Source organism: Xanthomonas hawaiiensis (assembly GCF_031834635.1).
Classification (GTDB): domain Bacteria; phylum Pseudomonadota; class Gammaproteobacteria; order Xanthomonadales; family Xanthomonadaceae; genus Xanthomonas_A; species Xanthomonas_A sacchari.
Genome location: NZ_CP115873.1, coordinates 2,203,781 through 2,218,542, shown reverse-complemented (window position 1 = coordinate 2,218,542; position 14,762 = coordinate 2,203,781). Strand labels below are relative to the sequence as shown.

At 70.1% G+C, this 14,762-nt stretch carries 12 protein-coding genes; 9 read left to right on the top strand and 3 right to left on the bottom strand.

From position 1 onward, the window contains the following. Window positions 1-18: 18 nt before the first annotated feature. The gene (locus PG878_RS09640) at window positions 19-1,020 is read left to right on the top strand and encodes a restriction endonuclease (RefSeq protein WP_209031341.1); all 1,002 of its coding nucleotides are present in this window, start codon (window positions 19-21) and stop codon (window positions 1,018-1,020) included. 164 nt (window positions 1,021-1,184) lie between these two features. Here PG878_RS09640 and PG878_RS09635 read toward each other — a convergent pair whose 3' ends face one another. The 3 genes from PG878_RS09635 to PG878_RS09625 all read right to left on the bottom strand — a co-directional run bounded on the left by PG878_RS09635 (window position 1,185) and on the right by PG878_RS09625 (window position 5,662). Then, window positions 1,185-3,173, bottom strand: coding sequence for an SDR family oxidoreductase (locus tag PG878_RS09635; RefSeq protein ID WP_209031340.1), 1,989 nt, complete (start codon window positions 3,171-3,173; stop codon window positions 1,185-1,187). 307 nt (window positions 3,174-3,480) lie between these two features. After that, entirely contained in the window at window positions 3,481-4,212 is a 732-nt protein-coding gene (hutC, locus tag PG878_RS09630) for a histidine utilization transcriptional repressor HutC (protein WP_209031339.1), read from the bottom strand. A gap of 52 nt (window positions 4,213-4,264) precedes the next feature. Beyond that, on the bottom strand, window positions 4,265-5,662 hold the full coding sequence (locus PG878_RS09625) for a formimidoylglutamate deiminase (RefSeq protein ID WP_209031338.1): 1,398 nt from the start codon (window positions 5,660-5,662) through the stop codon (window positions 4,265-4,267). Between the two features lie 63 nt (window positions 5,663-5,725). Here PG878_RS09625 and hutI point away from each other — a divergent pair, with 63 nt between their 5' ends. The 8 genes from hutI to PG878_RS09585 all read left to right on the top strand — a co-directional run bounded on the left by hutI (window position 5,726) and on the right by PG878_RS09585 (window position 14,723). Beyond that, window positions 5,726-6,928: an imidazolonepropionase gene (gene hutI, locus PG878_RS09620; protein WP_209031464.1), complete on the top strand. Its 1,203-nt coding sequence runs from the start codon at window positions 5,726-5,728 to the stop codon at window positions 6,926-6,928. After that, on the top strand, window positions 6,925-8,463 hold the full coding sequence (hutH, locus tag PG878_RS09615; RefSeq protein ID WP_209031337.1) for a histidine ammonia-lyase: 1,539 nt from the start codon (window positions 6,925-6,927) through the stop codon (window positions 8,461-8,463). Before hutI ends, hutH begins: the two co-directional genes overlap by 4 nt. Window positions 8,464-8,571: 108 nt before the next feature. Next, window positions 8,572-9,435 carry an N-formylglutamate deformylase gene (gene hutG / locus PG878_RS09610; protein WP_209031336.1) on the top strand — a complete coding sequence of 288 codons (864 nt, stop codon included), beginning with the start codon at window positions 8,572-8,574 and terminating at the stop codon, window positions 9,433-9,435. Between the two features lie 50 nt (window positions 9,436-9,485). Next, complete coding sequence (hutU, locus tag PG878_RS09605; RefSeq protein WP_209031335.1) at window positions 9,486-11,153, top strand: urocanate hydratase; 1,668 nt, start codon at window positions 9,486-9,488, stop codon at window positions 11,151-11,153. Between the two features lie 187 nt (window positions 11,154-11,340). Continuing rightward, window positions 11,341-12,777 (top strand): serine hydrolase domain-containing protein, encoded by a 1,437-nt coding sequence (locus PG878_RS09600; RefSeq protein ID WP_209031334.1) that lies wholly within the window; start codon window positions 11,341-11,343, stop codon window positions 12,775-12,777. A 145-nt stretch (window positions 12,778-12,922) separates the two neighbouring features. Continuing rightward, window positions 12,923-13,741 (top strand): hypothetical protein, encoded by an 819-nt coding sequence (locus PG878_RS09595; RefSeq protein WP_209031333.1) that lies wholly within the window; start codon window positions 12,923-12,925, stop codon window positions 13,739-13,741. Between the two features lie 98 nt (window positions 13,742-13,839). Continuing rightward, window positions 13,840-14,097, top strand: a complete 258-nt coding sequence (locus tag PG878_RS09590) for an acyl-CoA-binding protein (RefSeq protein ID WP_209031332.1) — start codon at window positions 13,840-13,842, stop codon at window positions 14,095-14,097. Further along, window positions 14,097-14,723 (top strand): TetR/AcrR family transcriptional regulator, encoded by a 627-nt coding sequence (locus tag PG878_RS09585; protein WP_209031331.1) that lies wholly within the window; start codon window positions 14,097-14,099, stop codon window positions 14,721-14,723. Before PG878_RS09590 ends, PG878_RS09585 begins: the two co-directional genes overlap by 1 nt. Window positions 14,724-14,762 lie beyond the last annotated feature (39 nt).

Here is a 14,762-nt window from a genome sequence, read left to right as displayed (position 1 = left end):
GCGTGTGCGGGTGCGAGCATGTTTTCCTGGATAGCGGCAACGGTCTTGGCAGTCGCGGCATGGCTGGCGGCCAGTGGCTACCTGTGGCTGGTGCGGCGCCGCGAGAACGAGACCAGCGCCGGGCTGCATGCGCTGGCCGGCCTGCACTGGCGCGATTTCTCCTACATGGTGCGGCGCGCGATGCGCGAACAGCGCGACCTGCAGGACGCGACCATCGACGAGCACACGAGCCAGGAACCGCAGAGCGATTTCGTGATGACCCGCGGCGACGCGCGCTGGCTGCTGTCGTGCAAGCACGGCCGCGCCTACCGGATCGGCTCGGCCGCGGTGAACGAACTGGGTGCGGCGGCGCGGCTGATGGGCGCGCAAGGCGGCATCCTGATCACCGAAGGCAAGGTGCAGCGCGACGGCATCGCCGCGGCGGAGAAGCAGGCGGTGGAAATCCTCGACGGCCGGCGCATCTGGCCGATGCTCAAGCCCTACCTGCCCAGCGAACTGGAAGACGGCGTGATCGGCGCCAGCCGTCGCCGCGCGCAGCGCCACATCGCCATCGCCGGCCTGGCGTCGCTGGCCTTGGGCGTGGTGATCGGCGTCGGTGCGCTGGCGTTGCAGCAACCCGCGGAGCCGCCGGCAGCCGTGGCCACCTCCGTGCCGCCACCTGCGCCCGCCGCCACTGCCGCCCCCACACAGGACGCGGCCACGCCGACGAACGCGGCGACCGCCGCGCCCCCGCCGACGCTCGACGCCGCCGGCGACCTGGCCGAGCCCGACCCCGCCACCGAACAACGCCACCGCCAGGATCTCTCCAAGGCCCTGGCCGGCACCCCGGGCGTGATCCGCGGCATCTGGCAGACGCAGATGACCCTGGTGGTCGACCGCAGCGGCGACGACGCCCAGGTGTGGCCGCGCATCTGCAGGGAAGTGGAGCGCTACCCGTCCCTGCGCACGGTCCGCATCCAGCTCAACCCACGCCCCGGCCACGAGGAGCCGGTGCGGTGGCGGCAATGTAGGACGTTTTGAGCGGGGATTGGGGAGTCGGGATTGGGGATTGGTAAAAGCGGGCTACTGCGGCGGATGGGCTGTTGCGAAGTCCCGTAGCCCAATCAGGGATTAATCGACACAGATCCGATATCGGGAACACGCTTTTGCGAATCCCCAATCCCGACTCCCCAATCCCCGCCCCATCACCAATGAACCCCCCGCATCAACGCCGCAAATGCGATCTGCTCCTGACTCGGCTTGGTCTCGCGTAGCGCCTTGCGGTCGCCCTTGGCCGCGGCCGAATCGGGGAACAGTTCGAAGGCGGTGTTCATCACCACCTCGTAGGCCTTCGGCGCCACGGCGTTGACCAGGGCGGCGAAGATGCCCAGGCGCGTGGCGACGCGGCTGGGGCGTTCGATGATGGCCTTGACCATCAGGTCGGCGGCCTCGTCCACGCTCAGCGTCGGCACGCTGTCGTACATCTTGGTCGGCGCGATCATCGGGGTCTTCACCAGCGGCATGTTGACCGTGGTGAAGCTGATGCCCTTGCCCGACAGCTCGCCCTGCGCGCAGCGGCTCCAGGCGTCCAGTGCGGCCTTGGAGGCGACGTAGGCGGAGAAGCGCGGCGAATTGGCGAGCACACCGATCGAGCTGACGTTGATGATGTGGCCCTTGCGCCGCGCGGTCATGCCCGGCAGCACGCCCATGATCAGGCGCAGGCTGCCGAAGTAGTTCAACTGCATGGTCCGCTCGAAATCGTGGAAGCGGTCGTAGCTGAGTTCGATCGAGCGGCGGATCGAGCGGCCGGCGTTGTTGATCAGCACATCGACATGGCCGTGCGCGTCCAGCACTGTCTTGAGCAGGCGGTCGCAGTCGGCCAGGTCCGACAGGTCGGCGGTATAGGCGAAGACCTTGCCGCCCTTGGCGTTCATGGCATCACGCGCGGCATGCAGTTCCTGTTCGCCGCGGGCCACGATGACGGTAATGGCGCCGGCCTCGGCGACGCGCTGTGCGGTGGCCAGGCCAATGCCGGACGAGCCGCCAGTGATCAGCACCACCTTGCCGCGGACCTTGCCCTTGAGCGAGCGGTCGACGAACAGGTCCGGATCCAGGTGCCGTTCCCAGTGGTCCCACAGGCGCCAGGCGTAGTCTTCCAGGCGCGGTACGGCGATGCCGCTGCCCTTGAGCGCGCGCTCGGTCTCGCGGCTGTCGAAGCGCGTGGGATAGGTGATGAACTTCAGCACCTCGCGCGGGATGCGGAAGTCGCGCAGCAGCATGCCGGTGAAGCGGCGGATCGGCGGCAGGCTGCCGACCGCGGCGCGGATGCTCGAGGGCACGAACGCGAACATGCGCGCGTCTATCCGCAAGGTCATTTCCGGGGCGTGGCCAGCGCGGCAGAACACGTTGAGCACCTCGCCCACCCGCAGCGGCTCGGGATCGGTGAGGTGGAAGGTGTGGCCGTCGAGCTTGGGCTTGTGCGCGATGTGGTCCATCGCGTCGGCGACGAAGTCCACCGGCACCAGGTTGATCCGCCCGCCCTCGATGCCCAGCATCGGCGCCCATGGCGGCAGCAGTTGGCGCAGTTTCTTGATCAGCGGGAAGAAGTAGTACGGGCCATCGATCTTGTCGATGGCGCCGGTGCGCGAATCGCCGACCACCATCGCCGGGCGGTAGATGCGCCACTTGATCCGGGTCTCGGCGCGCACCAGCGCCTCGGCGTCGTGCTTGGTGCGCAGGTAGGGATCGTCCAGGCCCTCGGCTTCCTCGAACATGTCCTCGCGGAAGATGCCCGGGTACAGCCCGGCCACCGCGATCGAACTGGTGTGGTGGAAGATGCCGGCGCCTATCTGCGCGGCCAGTTCCAGCGCGTTGCGGGTGCCGTCGAGGTTGGCGACGCGCTGGTCCTCGGCCTTGGCGGTGAGGTCGTACAGCGCGGCCAGGTGGAAGAAATGCTTGACCTTGCCGTGCAGCGCCTTGCGCTGTGCCGCGGTCAGCCCGCAGTACTCGGCGCCGACGTCGCCGTGCAGCACCACCAGGCGCTTGGGATCCCAGCCCTGCTCGCGCACCAGCGCATCGAACTTGCGCTGCGACTCCTTGCGCAGCAGCACATGCACGACGCCCTTGCGCCGCATCAGCTTGGCCATCAGGTAGCGGCCGATGAAACCGGTGGCGCCTGTCACGAAATACGTCATGCCGAACCATCCCTCGTTCCGCGGCCACGGCCCCTCGCCCGGCCCCGGCGCTAACTTGCCAGAGTGCGGCGGGCAGGACAAACGCACGCCGGCGTATGGCGAACGTGCGGCGTCGCAGCATCGCGCATCGCCGAGGCGACTGCCGGTGCCGCTCATCGCCTGTGCTCGTCGCGCGTCATGCCGCGTCTTGGAGGAGCGGCGTCAGCCGCGATGGCCCTCCACGGACAACGTCGTCGCGGCTGAAGCCGCTCCTACACGATGCTTCCCGGCATACGTAAGTTGCCTGCGGTCGCCGTGCGCGCCAGGCTCAGCGCGCGCCGGGCGAGAACCGCGCGACCAGATCGTAGGTGTCGCCGAGGAACACCTGGCGCACGAAGGTCACCGCCTGCTCGCCGCGCCAGGTGCGGCGGTCGATCAGCAGGCAGGCGGTGCCGGCCGGCACCTGCAGCCGTGCCGCCTGCGCGGCGCTGGCGCCGACCGCGCTGATGCGGTGTTCGGCGCGGGTCCAGGGCACATGCTGCAACAGCCAGCTGCCGGGCACGGTGACCGCGAAGTCCATCTGCAAGGCCTCCGGCACCGCCACCGGATTGATCACCCGCTCCTCCAGCGCGAATGAGCGGCCGTCGGCGTAGTGCAGGCACTGCAGCGCCAGCAGGCTGCCGCCTGCCGCGACCTCGGCTTCCTGCGGCAGCGTTGCGCGCGGTGCGCGCTGCTGCCGCTCCAGCAGTTCGAAACGGTAGACATGACCGCGCGCGGCGACCTCGACCGGGATGTCGGGAATCTCCAGCGCCACCTGCTCCATGTGCGGATGCGGCCGCGCCACGAACGAACCCGCGCGGCGCCGGCGCTCGATCATGCCGGCGTCGGCGAGCAGCGCCAGCACCTTGTTGACGGTCATGCGCGAGCAGCCGTACTGCGCCATCAGCTCGTGTTCGAACGGAATGCGGTGGCCGGGCGGCCACTCGCCGCTGCGGATATGCGCCTCGATATCGCGGCGGATGCGCTGGTTGAGCGGCAGCGACGGCGCGGCGGCACTCATTGGCGCTCCGCGCCGCCGCGGCGGATGCGCGACGCCGCGCGATGCGCGCGGCTCATGCGTCCAGCAGCCGGGTCAGCGCACGCGCGTAGCGCGCGGCGACCGCCTCGCGCTGCAGGTGGCGGCCCTCGCGGACCAGCGCACGCCCGTGGCGCCAGACCGAACGCACCGCGCCGCCGCGCGCGGCGAACAGCCAGCTGTCCAGCCAGGCGTCGCCATCGCGCGCCTGCAAGGCCGGATGCGCGGCGTCCAGCTCGACCAGATCGGCCGGCGCGCCCACGCCCAGGCCCTGTTCGACACCCAGCGCCTGCGCCGCACCCTGTGCGGCGGACTGGAACAGGAAGCGGCCGCTGGACAGTGCGGTGTCGCCGGTCAGCACGTTGCGCCCGCGCAGACTCAGGCGCTGGCCGTACTCGAGCAGGCGCAGTTCCTCGGCCGCATCGATCAGCACGTTGGAGTCCGACCCCACGCCGAAGCGGCCGCCGACGCGCAGGAAGTCCTGCATCGGGAACAGCCCGTCGCCGAGGTTGGCCTCGGTGATCGGGCACAGCCCGACCACTGCGCCGCTGGCGGCGATGCCCTGCACTTCGGCGGCATCGACGTGGGTGGCGTGGACCAGGCACCAACGCGCATCCACCGGCGCGTGCGCCAGCAGCCATTGCACTGGGCGCTGCCCGCTCCAGGCCAGGCAGGCGTCGACCTCGCGGGTCTGCTCGGCGATATGGATGTGCACCGGGCCGTCGCATAGCGGCAGCAGCGCCGCCAGTTCGTCCGGGGAGACTGCGCGCAGGCTGTGCGGGGCCAGGCCCAGCACCGCGTCGTCCAGCCCCTGCAAGGCGCGGCGGCTGCCGTCCAGCAATGCGGCAAAGCCGTCGACGTCGTGCAGCAGGCGCTGCTGCGCCGGGTTCGGCGCGGCGCCGCCGAAGTCGGCATGCGCGTAGAACACCGGCAGCAGGCTCAGGCCGATGCCGCTGGTTTGCGCCGCGGCCGCCAGGCGCTGCGCCATCTCGGCGCGGTCGGCGTAGGGCCGGCCGTCGGCGGCGTGATGGACATAATGGAATTCGCCGACCCGGGTGAAACCGGCCTCGAGCATTTCCACATAGGCCTGCTCGGCGATGGCCTGCAGATCGTCGGGGCTCAGCCGCTGCAGGAAGCGGTACATCAGTTCGCGCCAGCTCCAGAAGCTGTCGCCGCTGCGCCCGCCGATCTCGGTCAGGCCGGCCATGCCGCGCTGGAAGGCGTGGCTGTGCAGATTGCCCAGCCCAGGCACCACGATGTCCAGGCGCTGATCGCCCAATGCCGCGGCCACGCCGCGCTCCACCGTGGCGATGCGGCCGCCGAACACGCCGATGCGCACGTCGCGCACCCAGCCCTGCGGCAGCAACGCATGCGCACACCAGAATTCGCCCGATCCCGCGTTGCCGCTGGCCTGCTGCTGCGCCTGGGTCTGCACTGGACACCCTCCATCGACCACAATATTGTATATACAAAATAACCGACGAGCCTGCCCGTGACCATGCCCTGCGACACGCTCTGGCACAACGCGCACCTGATGACGCTGGACGCCGAGGACGGCGGACTGGGGCTGGTCCACGACGGCGTGGTGGCCTGCCGCGACGGCCGCATCGTCTATGCCGGCGCCGCCGCGCAGTTGCCCGGCCCGCTGTCGGCGCAACGCAGCATCGACTGCGGCGGGCGCTGGATCGGCCCCGGCCTGATCGATTGCCATACCCACCTGGTCTATGCCGGCAACCGCGCCGGCGAGTTCGAGCAACGCCTGCTCGGCGCCAGCTATGCCGACATCGCCCGCGCCGGCGGCGGCATCGTCTCCACGGTGCGCGCCACCCGCGCCGCCGACGAGGATGCCCTGCTCGCCGCCAGCCTGCCGCGGCTGGACGCGCTGCTGGCCGAAGGCGTGACCACGGTGGAGATCAAGTCCGGCTACGGCCTGACGCTTGAGGACGAAGTGCGCCTGCTGCGCGTGGCGCGGCGCCTGGGCGAGCTGCGCGCGGTCGACGTGTCGCCGACCTTTCTCGGCGCGCACGCGGTACCGCCCGGCGGCGAGGCGCAGGCCTACATCGACGAAGTCTGCGAGCGCATGATCCCGGCGGTCGCCGCGCAGGGCCTGGCCGAGGCGGTGGACGTGTTCTGCGAGCACCTGGCGTTCACCCCGGCGCAGACCGAGCAGGTATTCCAGGCCGCGCAACGCCACGGCCTGGCGCTGAAGATTCATGCCGAGCAGCTGTCCAACCAGGGCGGCGCGGCGCTGGCCGCGCGCTACGGTGCGCGCTCGGCCGACCATGTCGAATACCTGGACGACGCCGGCGTCGCCGCGATGGCCGCGGCCGGCACCGTCGCGGTGCTGCTGCCGGGCGCGTTCTATTTCACCCGCGACACCCAACTGCCGCCGATCGCCGCGCTGCGCGCCGCCGGCGTGCCGCGCGCGCTGGCCACCGATTGCAACCCCGGCACCTCGCCGCTGACCAGCCCGCTGCTGGCGATGAACCTGGCGGCGACGCTGTTCCGGCTGACCGTGGCCGAGTGCATCGCCGGCTTCACCCGCGAAGCGGCGCGCGCGCTCGGGCGCCAGGACCAGGTCGGCCGGCTGCGCGCCGGGTTGGCCTGCGACCTGGCGATCTGGGACATCGCCGAACCGGCCGAATTGGTCTATCGCATGGGCTTCAACCCGCTGCATGCGCGTATCTGGAGAGGACAATGAGCGACGACGAGATCCTGCTGCGCCCCGGCGCGGTGAGCCTGGCGCAGTGGCGCGCGGTGTACCGCGGCGCCGGTGTGCGCCTGGACCCGGCCTGCGCCGACGCGGTGCTGCGCAGCGCGCAGACCGTGGAGGCGATCGTGGCGACCGGCGCGCCGGTGTACGGCATCAACACCGGCTTCGGCAAGCTGGCCAGCGTGCGCATCGAGCGCGAGGACCTGCAAGCCCTGCAGCGCAACATCGTGCTGTCGCACGCGGCCGGGGTCGGCGCGCCGATGCCGGTGCCGGTGGTGCGGCTGATGATGGCGCTGAAGCTGGCCAGCCTGGCCCAGGGCGCCTCCGGCGTGCGACCGGAAACCTTGTCGATGCTGGAAGCGCTGCTGCAGCACGAGGTGGTCCCGGTGGTGCCGTGCCAGGGCTCGGTCGGCGCCTCCGGCGACCTGGCGCCGCTGGCGCACCTGGCCACGGTGATGCTCGGCGTCGGCGAGGCCTTCGTCGGCGACGCACGCCTGCCGGCGGCGCAGGCGCTGGCCCAGGCCGGGCTGCAGCCGCTGACGCTGGGCGCCAAGGAGGGCCTGGCCCTGCTCAACGGCACCCAGTTCTCCACCGCCTACGCGCTGGCCGGGCTGTTCGAGATCGAGCGCGTGTTCCATGCCGCGCTGGTCGCCGGCGCGCTGTCCACCGAGGCCGCGAAAGGCTCGGACACCCCGTTCGATCCGCGCATCCACGCGCTGCGCGGGCAACCCGGGCAGATCGCCACTGCCGCGGCGCTGCGTGAGTTGATGCACGCCTCGGCGATCCGCGATTCGCACCGCGACAACGACGTGCGCGTGCAGGACCCGTACTGCCTGCGCTGCCAGCCGCAGGTGATGGGCGCAGCGCTGGACGTGATGCGCCAGGCCGCCACCATCCTGGCCACCGAGGCCAACGGCGTCTCCGACAACCCGCTGGTGTTCAGCGACACCGGCGAGGCGTTGTCCGGCGGCAACTTCCACGCCGAGCCGGTGGCCTTCGCCGCCGACATGCTGGCGCTGGCGGTGTGCGAGATCGGCTCGATCAGCGAGCGCCGCGTTGCCATGCTGGTGGACCCGGCGCTGTCCGGGCTGCCGGCGTTCCTGACCCCCAAGCCCGGCCTCAACTCCGGCTTCATGATCCCGCAGGTCACCGCTGCCGCGCTGGTCTCGGAGAACAAGCAGCGCGCGTATCCGGCCAGCGTCGACTCGATTCCGACCTCGGCCAACCAGGAAGACCACGTGTCGATGGCCGCGCATGGCGCGCGCCGCCTGCTGGCGATGGCCGAGAACGCGGCCAACGTGGTCGGCATCGAACTGCTGGCCGCCGCGCAGGGCTGCGACTTCCACGCGCCGCTGCGCTCCAGCGCCGCCCTGGAAGCGGCACGCGCGCTGCTGCGCGCCCGCGTGCCGGCGCTGCAGGACGATCGCTACTTCCACCCGGACATGCTGGCCGCCACCGCGCTGGTGCGCGACGGCGCGTTGGCTGCGGCGGTGGGGATGCCGTTGCCCGAGGTCAGTATCTGATCCGAAGAACCGGTCGTAGGAGCGGCTTTAGCCGCGACGGGGCTTTCCCGGCAATGCCCGGTCGCGGCTGAAGCCGCTCCTACACCACAGCACAACCCGCGAGGCCGTATGACATCCCTGCCCGACTGGCTCACTGTGCACCGCGGCGATGCGCCGCTGATCCTCAGCTTCCCGCATACCGGCACCGAGTTGCCGGAGGGGCTGGCCGAGCGCTTCGTCTCGCCATGGCTGGCGCAGCGCGATGCCGACTGGTGGGTGCACCTGCTGTACGACTTCGCCGACGCGCTCGGCGCGACCACCGTGCGCACGGCGATCTCGCGCTCGGTGATCGACGTCAACCGCGACCCGGCCGGGGTGTCGCTCTATCCCGGGCAGAACACCACCGGGCTGTGCCCGCTGACCACCTTCGATGCGCAGCCGCTGTACCGGCCCGGCGCCGAGCCGGATGCGGCCGAGATCGCGCGACGCCGCGAGCAGTGGTTCGTCCCCTACCACGCCGCGCTGGACGCGGAGATCGCGCGCCTGCGCGCGCTGCACCCGGCCATCGTGGTGTACGACGCGCATTCGATCCGCTCGCGCATTCCGCACCTGTTCGACGGCGAGTTGCCGCAGTTCAACATCGGCAGCGCCGGCGCCTCCGGCGCGGTGGATGGCAGTTGCGCGGCCGCGCTGACCGATGCGGTCGAAGGCGTCTGCGCCGGCAGCGGCTTCAGCCACGTGCGCAACGGCCGCTTCAAGGGCGGCTGGAGCACCCGCCACCACGGCGCGCCAGCCGACGGCGTGCACGCGATCCAGATGGAACTGGCCTGCCGCGGCTACATGCACGAGCCGGACACGCTCGCCCCCGGCAACTGGCCGTCACCCTGGCAACCCGACCACGCCGCGCCGCTGCGCGCGGTGCTGCAGCAGGTGCTGCAGGCCTGCCTCGATTTCGCCAGCAATCCCGTCGCATCCCGCCGCGCCGCCGACTGACGCGCGCGCACCGCGTTCCGCATTCCGCGTATCCACCTGAGGATTCCCGCATGACCCGCCTCGACGCCACCCGCCGCATCCACGCCCCCACCGGCAGCACCCTCACCGCCAAGAGCTGGCTGACCGAAGCGCCGCTGCGCATGCTGATGAACAACCTGCATCCGGATGTGGCCGAGCGTCCGCAGGAGCTGGTGGTGTACGGTGGCATCGGCCGCGCCGCGCGCGACTGGGAAAGCTTCGACGCCATCGTCGAGACGCTCAAGCGGCTGGACGACGACCAGACGCTGCTGGTGCAGTCGGGCAAGCCGGTCGGCGTGTTCCGCACCCATGCCGACGCGCCGCGGGTGCTGATCGCCAACTCCAATCTGGTGCCGCGCTGGGCCAACTGGGACCACTTCAACGAACTGGATAAGAAGGGCCTGGCCATGTACGGGCAGATGACCGCCGGCAGCTGGATCTACATCGGCGCGCAGGGCATCGTCCAGGGCACCTACGAAACCTTCGTGGAAATGGGCCGGCAGCACTACGGCGGCGACCTGTCCGGCAAGTGGCTGTTCACCGGCGGTCTCGGCGGCATGGGCGGCGCGCAGCCGCTGGCCGCGGTGATGGCCGGCGCCTCGTGCCTGGCGGTGGAATGTCGCAAGAGCAGCATCGACATGCGCCTGCGCACCGGCTATCTGGACACCTGGACCGATAATCTGGACGAGGCACTGCGGCTGATCGCCGAATCGTGCACGGCGAAGACGCCGCTGTCGGTCGGCCTGCTCGGCAATGTCGCCGACGTGCTGGATGAACTGCTGATCCGTGGCGTCAAGCCGGACCTGCTGACGGATCAGACCTCCGCGCACGACCCGGTCAACGGCTACCTGCCGCAGGGCTGGAGCGTCGAGCAGTGGGACGAAAAGCGCGCGAGCGCGCCCAAGGAAGTGGAGGCCGCCGCGCGCGACTCGATGGCCAACCACATCCGCGCCATGCTCGCCTTCCACGCGCTGGGTGTGCCGACCGTGGACTACGGCAACAATCTGCGGCAGATGGCGCTGGAAGAAGGCGTCGAGAATGCCTTCGATTTCCCGGGCTTCGTGCCGGCCTACATCCGCCCGCTGTTCTGCCGCGGCGTCGGCCCGTTCCGCTGGGCCGCGCTGAGCGGCGACCCGGAGGACATCGCCAAGACCGACGCCAAGGTCAAGGAACTGATTCCGGACAACCCGCACCTGCACCGCTGGCTGGACATGGCCGCCGAGAAGATCAAGTTCCAGGGCCTGCCGGCGCGCATCTGCTGGGTCGGCCTGGGCGATCGCGACCGCCTGGGACTGGCGTTCAACGACATGGTCGCCAACGGCGAACTGAAGGCGCCGGTGGTGATCGGCCGCGATCATCTGGATTCGGGCAGCGTCGCCTCGCCGAACCGCGAGACCGAGGCCATGGCCGACGGCTCCGACGCGGTCTCCGACTGGCCGCTGCTCAACGCCCTGCTCAACACGGCCAGCGGCGCCACCTGGGTGTCGCTGCACCACGGCGGCGGCGTCGGCATGGGCTTCTCGCAGCACGCCGGCATGGTCATTGTCTGCGACGGCACCGAGGCCGCGGCCAAGCGCATCGCCCGGGTGTTGTGGAACGATCCTGCCACCGGGGTGATGCGGCATGCCGATGCGGGCTACCCGATCGCGATGGACTGCGCGAAGGAGAAGGGACTGGATCTGCCGGGCATTCTCGGCTGATCGGGTGCCGACGAGGGAGCTGACCACTGGCCGGCATCCGCCTGCGTTCTGTCGCGCCAAGGTGCGCCCGGCCCGATAGGCAAAGGTACATGCCTGCCATGCGCAGTCGAACAAGGCGCGCCTCGCGACGCTTGACCCTGTTTTCCAGAGTGACATGATGCGCCATCGCCGCTGACGGATCACCGCGATGGTTCGTGTCCTTGCTGCCACGCTGCTCTGCACCTTGCTCGGCAGCATGCCTGCCGCGGCTCGGGATAGCGCGGACACCCTTGCCGCGCGACTGGACGCGCAACTGCAGGTCAACCGCGAACGCTATGGCATTGCCGGTCAGGCAGTGCTGGTCGCGCACAACGGTCGGGTGCTCTACCGGGGCGCCAGCGGCGAACGCGATCCGGCCAGCCACGCGCCGGCCACCGTTGATTCCATCTTCCCCGCGCAGTCGATGGCCAAGCTGTTGACCAGCACGCTGGTGATGCAGTTGGTGGATCAGGGCGAGGTGGATCTGGATGCCCCGGCCAGCCGCTACGTTCCGGCGCTGCCGGCCGCGTGGCAGACGATCCATGTCCGCGATTTCCTCAATCACAGTTCCGGCATCGCCGAGTACTACGAACGCGTGGACAACCGCTGGGTGAGCAAGGGCTACCCCGGCCTGGCACCCGACCTTGCCGCCGCACTCAAGGTGGCCGGCGCGGCACCGATGCAGTTCGCCACCGGCAGCCGGGTGCAGTACACCCAGGCCAACTACCTGGTGCTGACCGCCCTGCTGGAGGCGCATTACCGCAAGCCCTACCCCGTCATCGCGCGCGAACGCATTCTGCGGCCGCTGCACATGCGCAGCACATCGTGGGGCCGGCCCAGCGTCCCGCCGGATCGTGCGGCGGTGCCGTACATCGGCAAGGACGGTGCGCTGCAGCCGGCCGATGAAACCCCCTGGCCGAGCTACGGCTGGGGGCATGCCGATCTGCAGACCACCGTCGGCGACATGAACCGCTTCCTGCAAGCCTTGGCCACAGGCAGGCTGGTGCCCACGGCGACGCTGGAACGACTGTGGCAGCCGCAGACGCTGACCGGTGGCGGCAGCAACTTCTTCTCCACCGGATGGGATACCACGCGCAGCGATGGCTACACCCAGGTCGGTCACGATGGCGGCACCCGCGTGCGGGCGCGCCTGGCCTACAAGGGCACCCTGCGCAATGGCTACTGGATCTTCGTGTATTTCACCAACGGCAGCGCCCGCAATGTCTGGTCCAGCACGCTGGTGGAAAGCACGATGGCGCAGGCCGCGCCGAAGGAGTTCCTGCATGCGCTGCTCTCCGAGCGCATGATCGCCTATGCGCTGGACGATGGCCCCGGCGCGACGGACAGCCTCCGCGCGTGGCTGCGCGATGGCAATGGCGTCGCCGCCAGCGAACAGGAACGCGTGATCAACGCCAGCGGCTACGCCATCCGCGAGAACCTCGGCGCCCGCAGGGCGTTGCGGGTGTTCACCCTCAATACCGCGATGTTTCCGGACTCGGCCAATGCGTGGGACAGCTTGGCCGAATGCCATGCCGCACTGGGCGAGGCCGAGATCGCCAAGACGCTGTACGCCAAGTCGAAAGCGCTCTCCAAACCCGTTCAGTAGCATCGCGACGGCCCGCGCGCCACCTGCCCGGGGCGGCGGACGGTTGCTGCCGACTCAAACCGGAACTGCGTCACTCCTCGAACGAGAGGCCCTCAAGTTCGGCGGAAACACGCCGACAAGGGATGCATCGTTTCAAGGAGCCTGCATGGGCATCCTGATCTACCTCACTCCTGCCGTGGCGCTGTGGGCTGCCGTTGCCACAGCGTTCGCGCATGGCTTGTTCCAGCGTCTGGGGCACGCCTATCGGCGCGACGCGACTGCGAAGGAGACCATCGCGCGGTATCAGGCGGCGCTGAGCCAACTGAAGGCGCAGGCCGCCGCCAGCGCGCAGGAACTGGAAACGCTGCGCCAGGACCACGAGCGCCTGCGTGCGACCTACGAGTACGAAGCCGCCCCCGCTGCAGGCGCGTCCGCCACGGCCGCGCCTGCCAATGCGCCTTCGCCGGCCGCAGCGAAGGCGGCGCCCGCGCCGACCCCGGCCGCGCCGCCCTCGACCATCGCCCTGGCGCAGATCGACATCGCCGACGAGGTCGGCACCCTGCTCGCGCACGTCGCGCGGGTGGCGCGCAGTATCCGCCGCTACAGCGCCTACAGCCGCGGCCACAATGGCCCGGAGCCGGCCAGCGCGCGCTACGACCTGCACTGGCTGTCGGATTGCCTGCACAACCTGGACCAGGTCGGCCACGCCCTGGCCCGCAACAACATGGAAACCCTCACCGCGGCCTGCACCGAGTTGCTGACCATGTACGAGCAGTACCTGCGCGACGGCTCCGGCTACAACAGCCGCGACACCTTCCAGCGGCTGAGCACGCAGGTACCGCTGGCCGAGGTCACCGATGCGATCCGTTCCATCGCGGCCAAGGCCTCGCTGGCGCGGCAGGCGCAGGCCGCGCACGAACAGGCCGCGCATGCGCACGAACGCATCGCCGACAGCCGTCAGGCCGACGCACTGCCGATGCTGTGACGGCGCCATCCGTCCCGGCCGACGGCCGCGCCCCGCGTTGACCCGGCCTCTCGCCCGTGCTGTGATGCCTGCCGGTCAGGGCGGAGCGGAGCGGGATCATGGCAGACAGCAAGGCGGCCTTCGAGAAAGCGGTCCAGGACATCAAGCAACGGGCCGAGCGCCCCGACAACGACACGCTGTTGCGGCTCTATGCGCTGTACAAGCAAGGCTCGGAAGGCGACGTCAGCGGCACCAAGCCGGGCTTCTTCGACTTCGTCGGCACCGCCAAGTACGAGGCCTGGGCCAAGCTCAAGGGCATGCCGCAGGCGGACGCGCAGAAGAAGTACGTGGACCTGGTGAAGAAGCTGCTGGCCTGATGGCCCGCGACACCCGGCGGCGCATCCTCGAGACCGCCCTGGCGATGTTCAACGCGCAGGGCGAGCCGCACGTCACCACCAACCACATCGCCGACGAGCTGGAGATCAGCCCCGGCAACCTGTACTACCACTTCCGCAACAAGGACGACATCATCGAGCACCTGTTCGCGCGCTACGAGGAGCGCATGGACGCGGCGCTGGCGTTGCCGAGCGCGCGCCTGCCCGGGCTGGAGGACATCTGGCTGCAGTTGCACCTGGTGTTCGAGTGCATCTGGGACTACCGCTTCCTGTACCGCGACCTGGTCGAGATCCTCAGCCGCAGCCGGCGCCTGCGCCTGCGCTTCGCGCGCATCCTGCGCCGCGCCGACGCCAGCGTGCAGGCGGTGTTCGAGGGCCTGGCGCAGACCGGCGCGATGCGCGCCAGCGCCCAGGAAAGAAGCGGCGTGGCCACCAACGTGCTGGTGGTAGCCACGTTCTGGCTCAACTACGCGGCCGCGCGCGGCGAGAAGGACGAGCAAGTGGCGATCCGCCACGGCATCGTGCAGGTGATGCGACTGATCGCGCCGTTCCTGCGCGACGCCGAGCGCGCGCACCTGGCCGCGTTGATGGACGCCTATCTGGACTGAAAGCGCCCTGCCCTGCGCGCAAGCACAGGCGGTGCGGTG

Coding starts and splice junctions, on each gene's coding strand:
- hutU (WP_209031335.1), top strand. CDS start 9,486: ATGACCCGCCTCGACGCCACCCGCCGCATCCACGCCCCCACCGGCAGC.
- hutC (WP_209031339.1), bottom strand. CDS start 4,212: ATGAGTGCCGCCGCGCCGTCGCTGCCGCTCAACCAGCGCATCCGCCGC.
- PG878_RS09595 (WP_209031333.1), top strand. CDS start 12,923: ATGGGCATCCTGATCTACCTCACTCCTGCCGTGGCGCTGTGGGCTGCC.
- PG878_RS09590 (WP_209031332.1), top strand. CDS start 13,840: ATGGCAGACAGCAAGGCGGCCTTCGAGAAAGCGGTCCAGGACATCAAG.
- hutG (WP_209031336.1), top strand. CDS start 8,572: ATGACATCCCTGCCCGACTGGCTCACTGTGCACCGCGGCGATGCGCCG.
- hutI (WP_209031464.1), top strand. CDS start 5,726: ATGCCCTGCGACACGCTCTGGCACAACGCGCACCTGATGACGCTGGAC.
- PG878_RS09585 (WP_209031331.1), top strand. CDS start 14,097: ATGGCCCGCGACACCCGGCGGCGCATCCTCGAGACCGCCCTGGCGATG.
- PG878_RS09600 (WP_209031334.1), top strand. CDS start 11,341: ATGGTTCGTGTCCTTGCTGCCACGCTGCTCTGCACCTTGCTCGGCAGC.
- PG878_RS09640 (WP_209031341.1), top strand. CDS start 19: ATGTTTTCCTGGATAGCGGCAACGGTCTTGGCAGTCGCGGCATGGCTG.
- PG878_RS09635 (WP_209031340.1), bottom strand. CDS start 3,173: ATGACGTATTTCGTGACAGGCGCCACCGGTTTCATCGGCCGCTACCTG.
- hutH (WP_209031337.1), top strand. CDS start 6,925: ATGAGCGACGACGAGATCCTGCTGCGCCCCGGCGCGGTGAGCCTGGCG.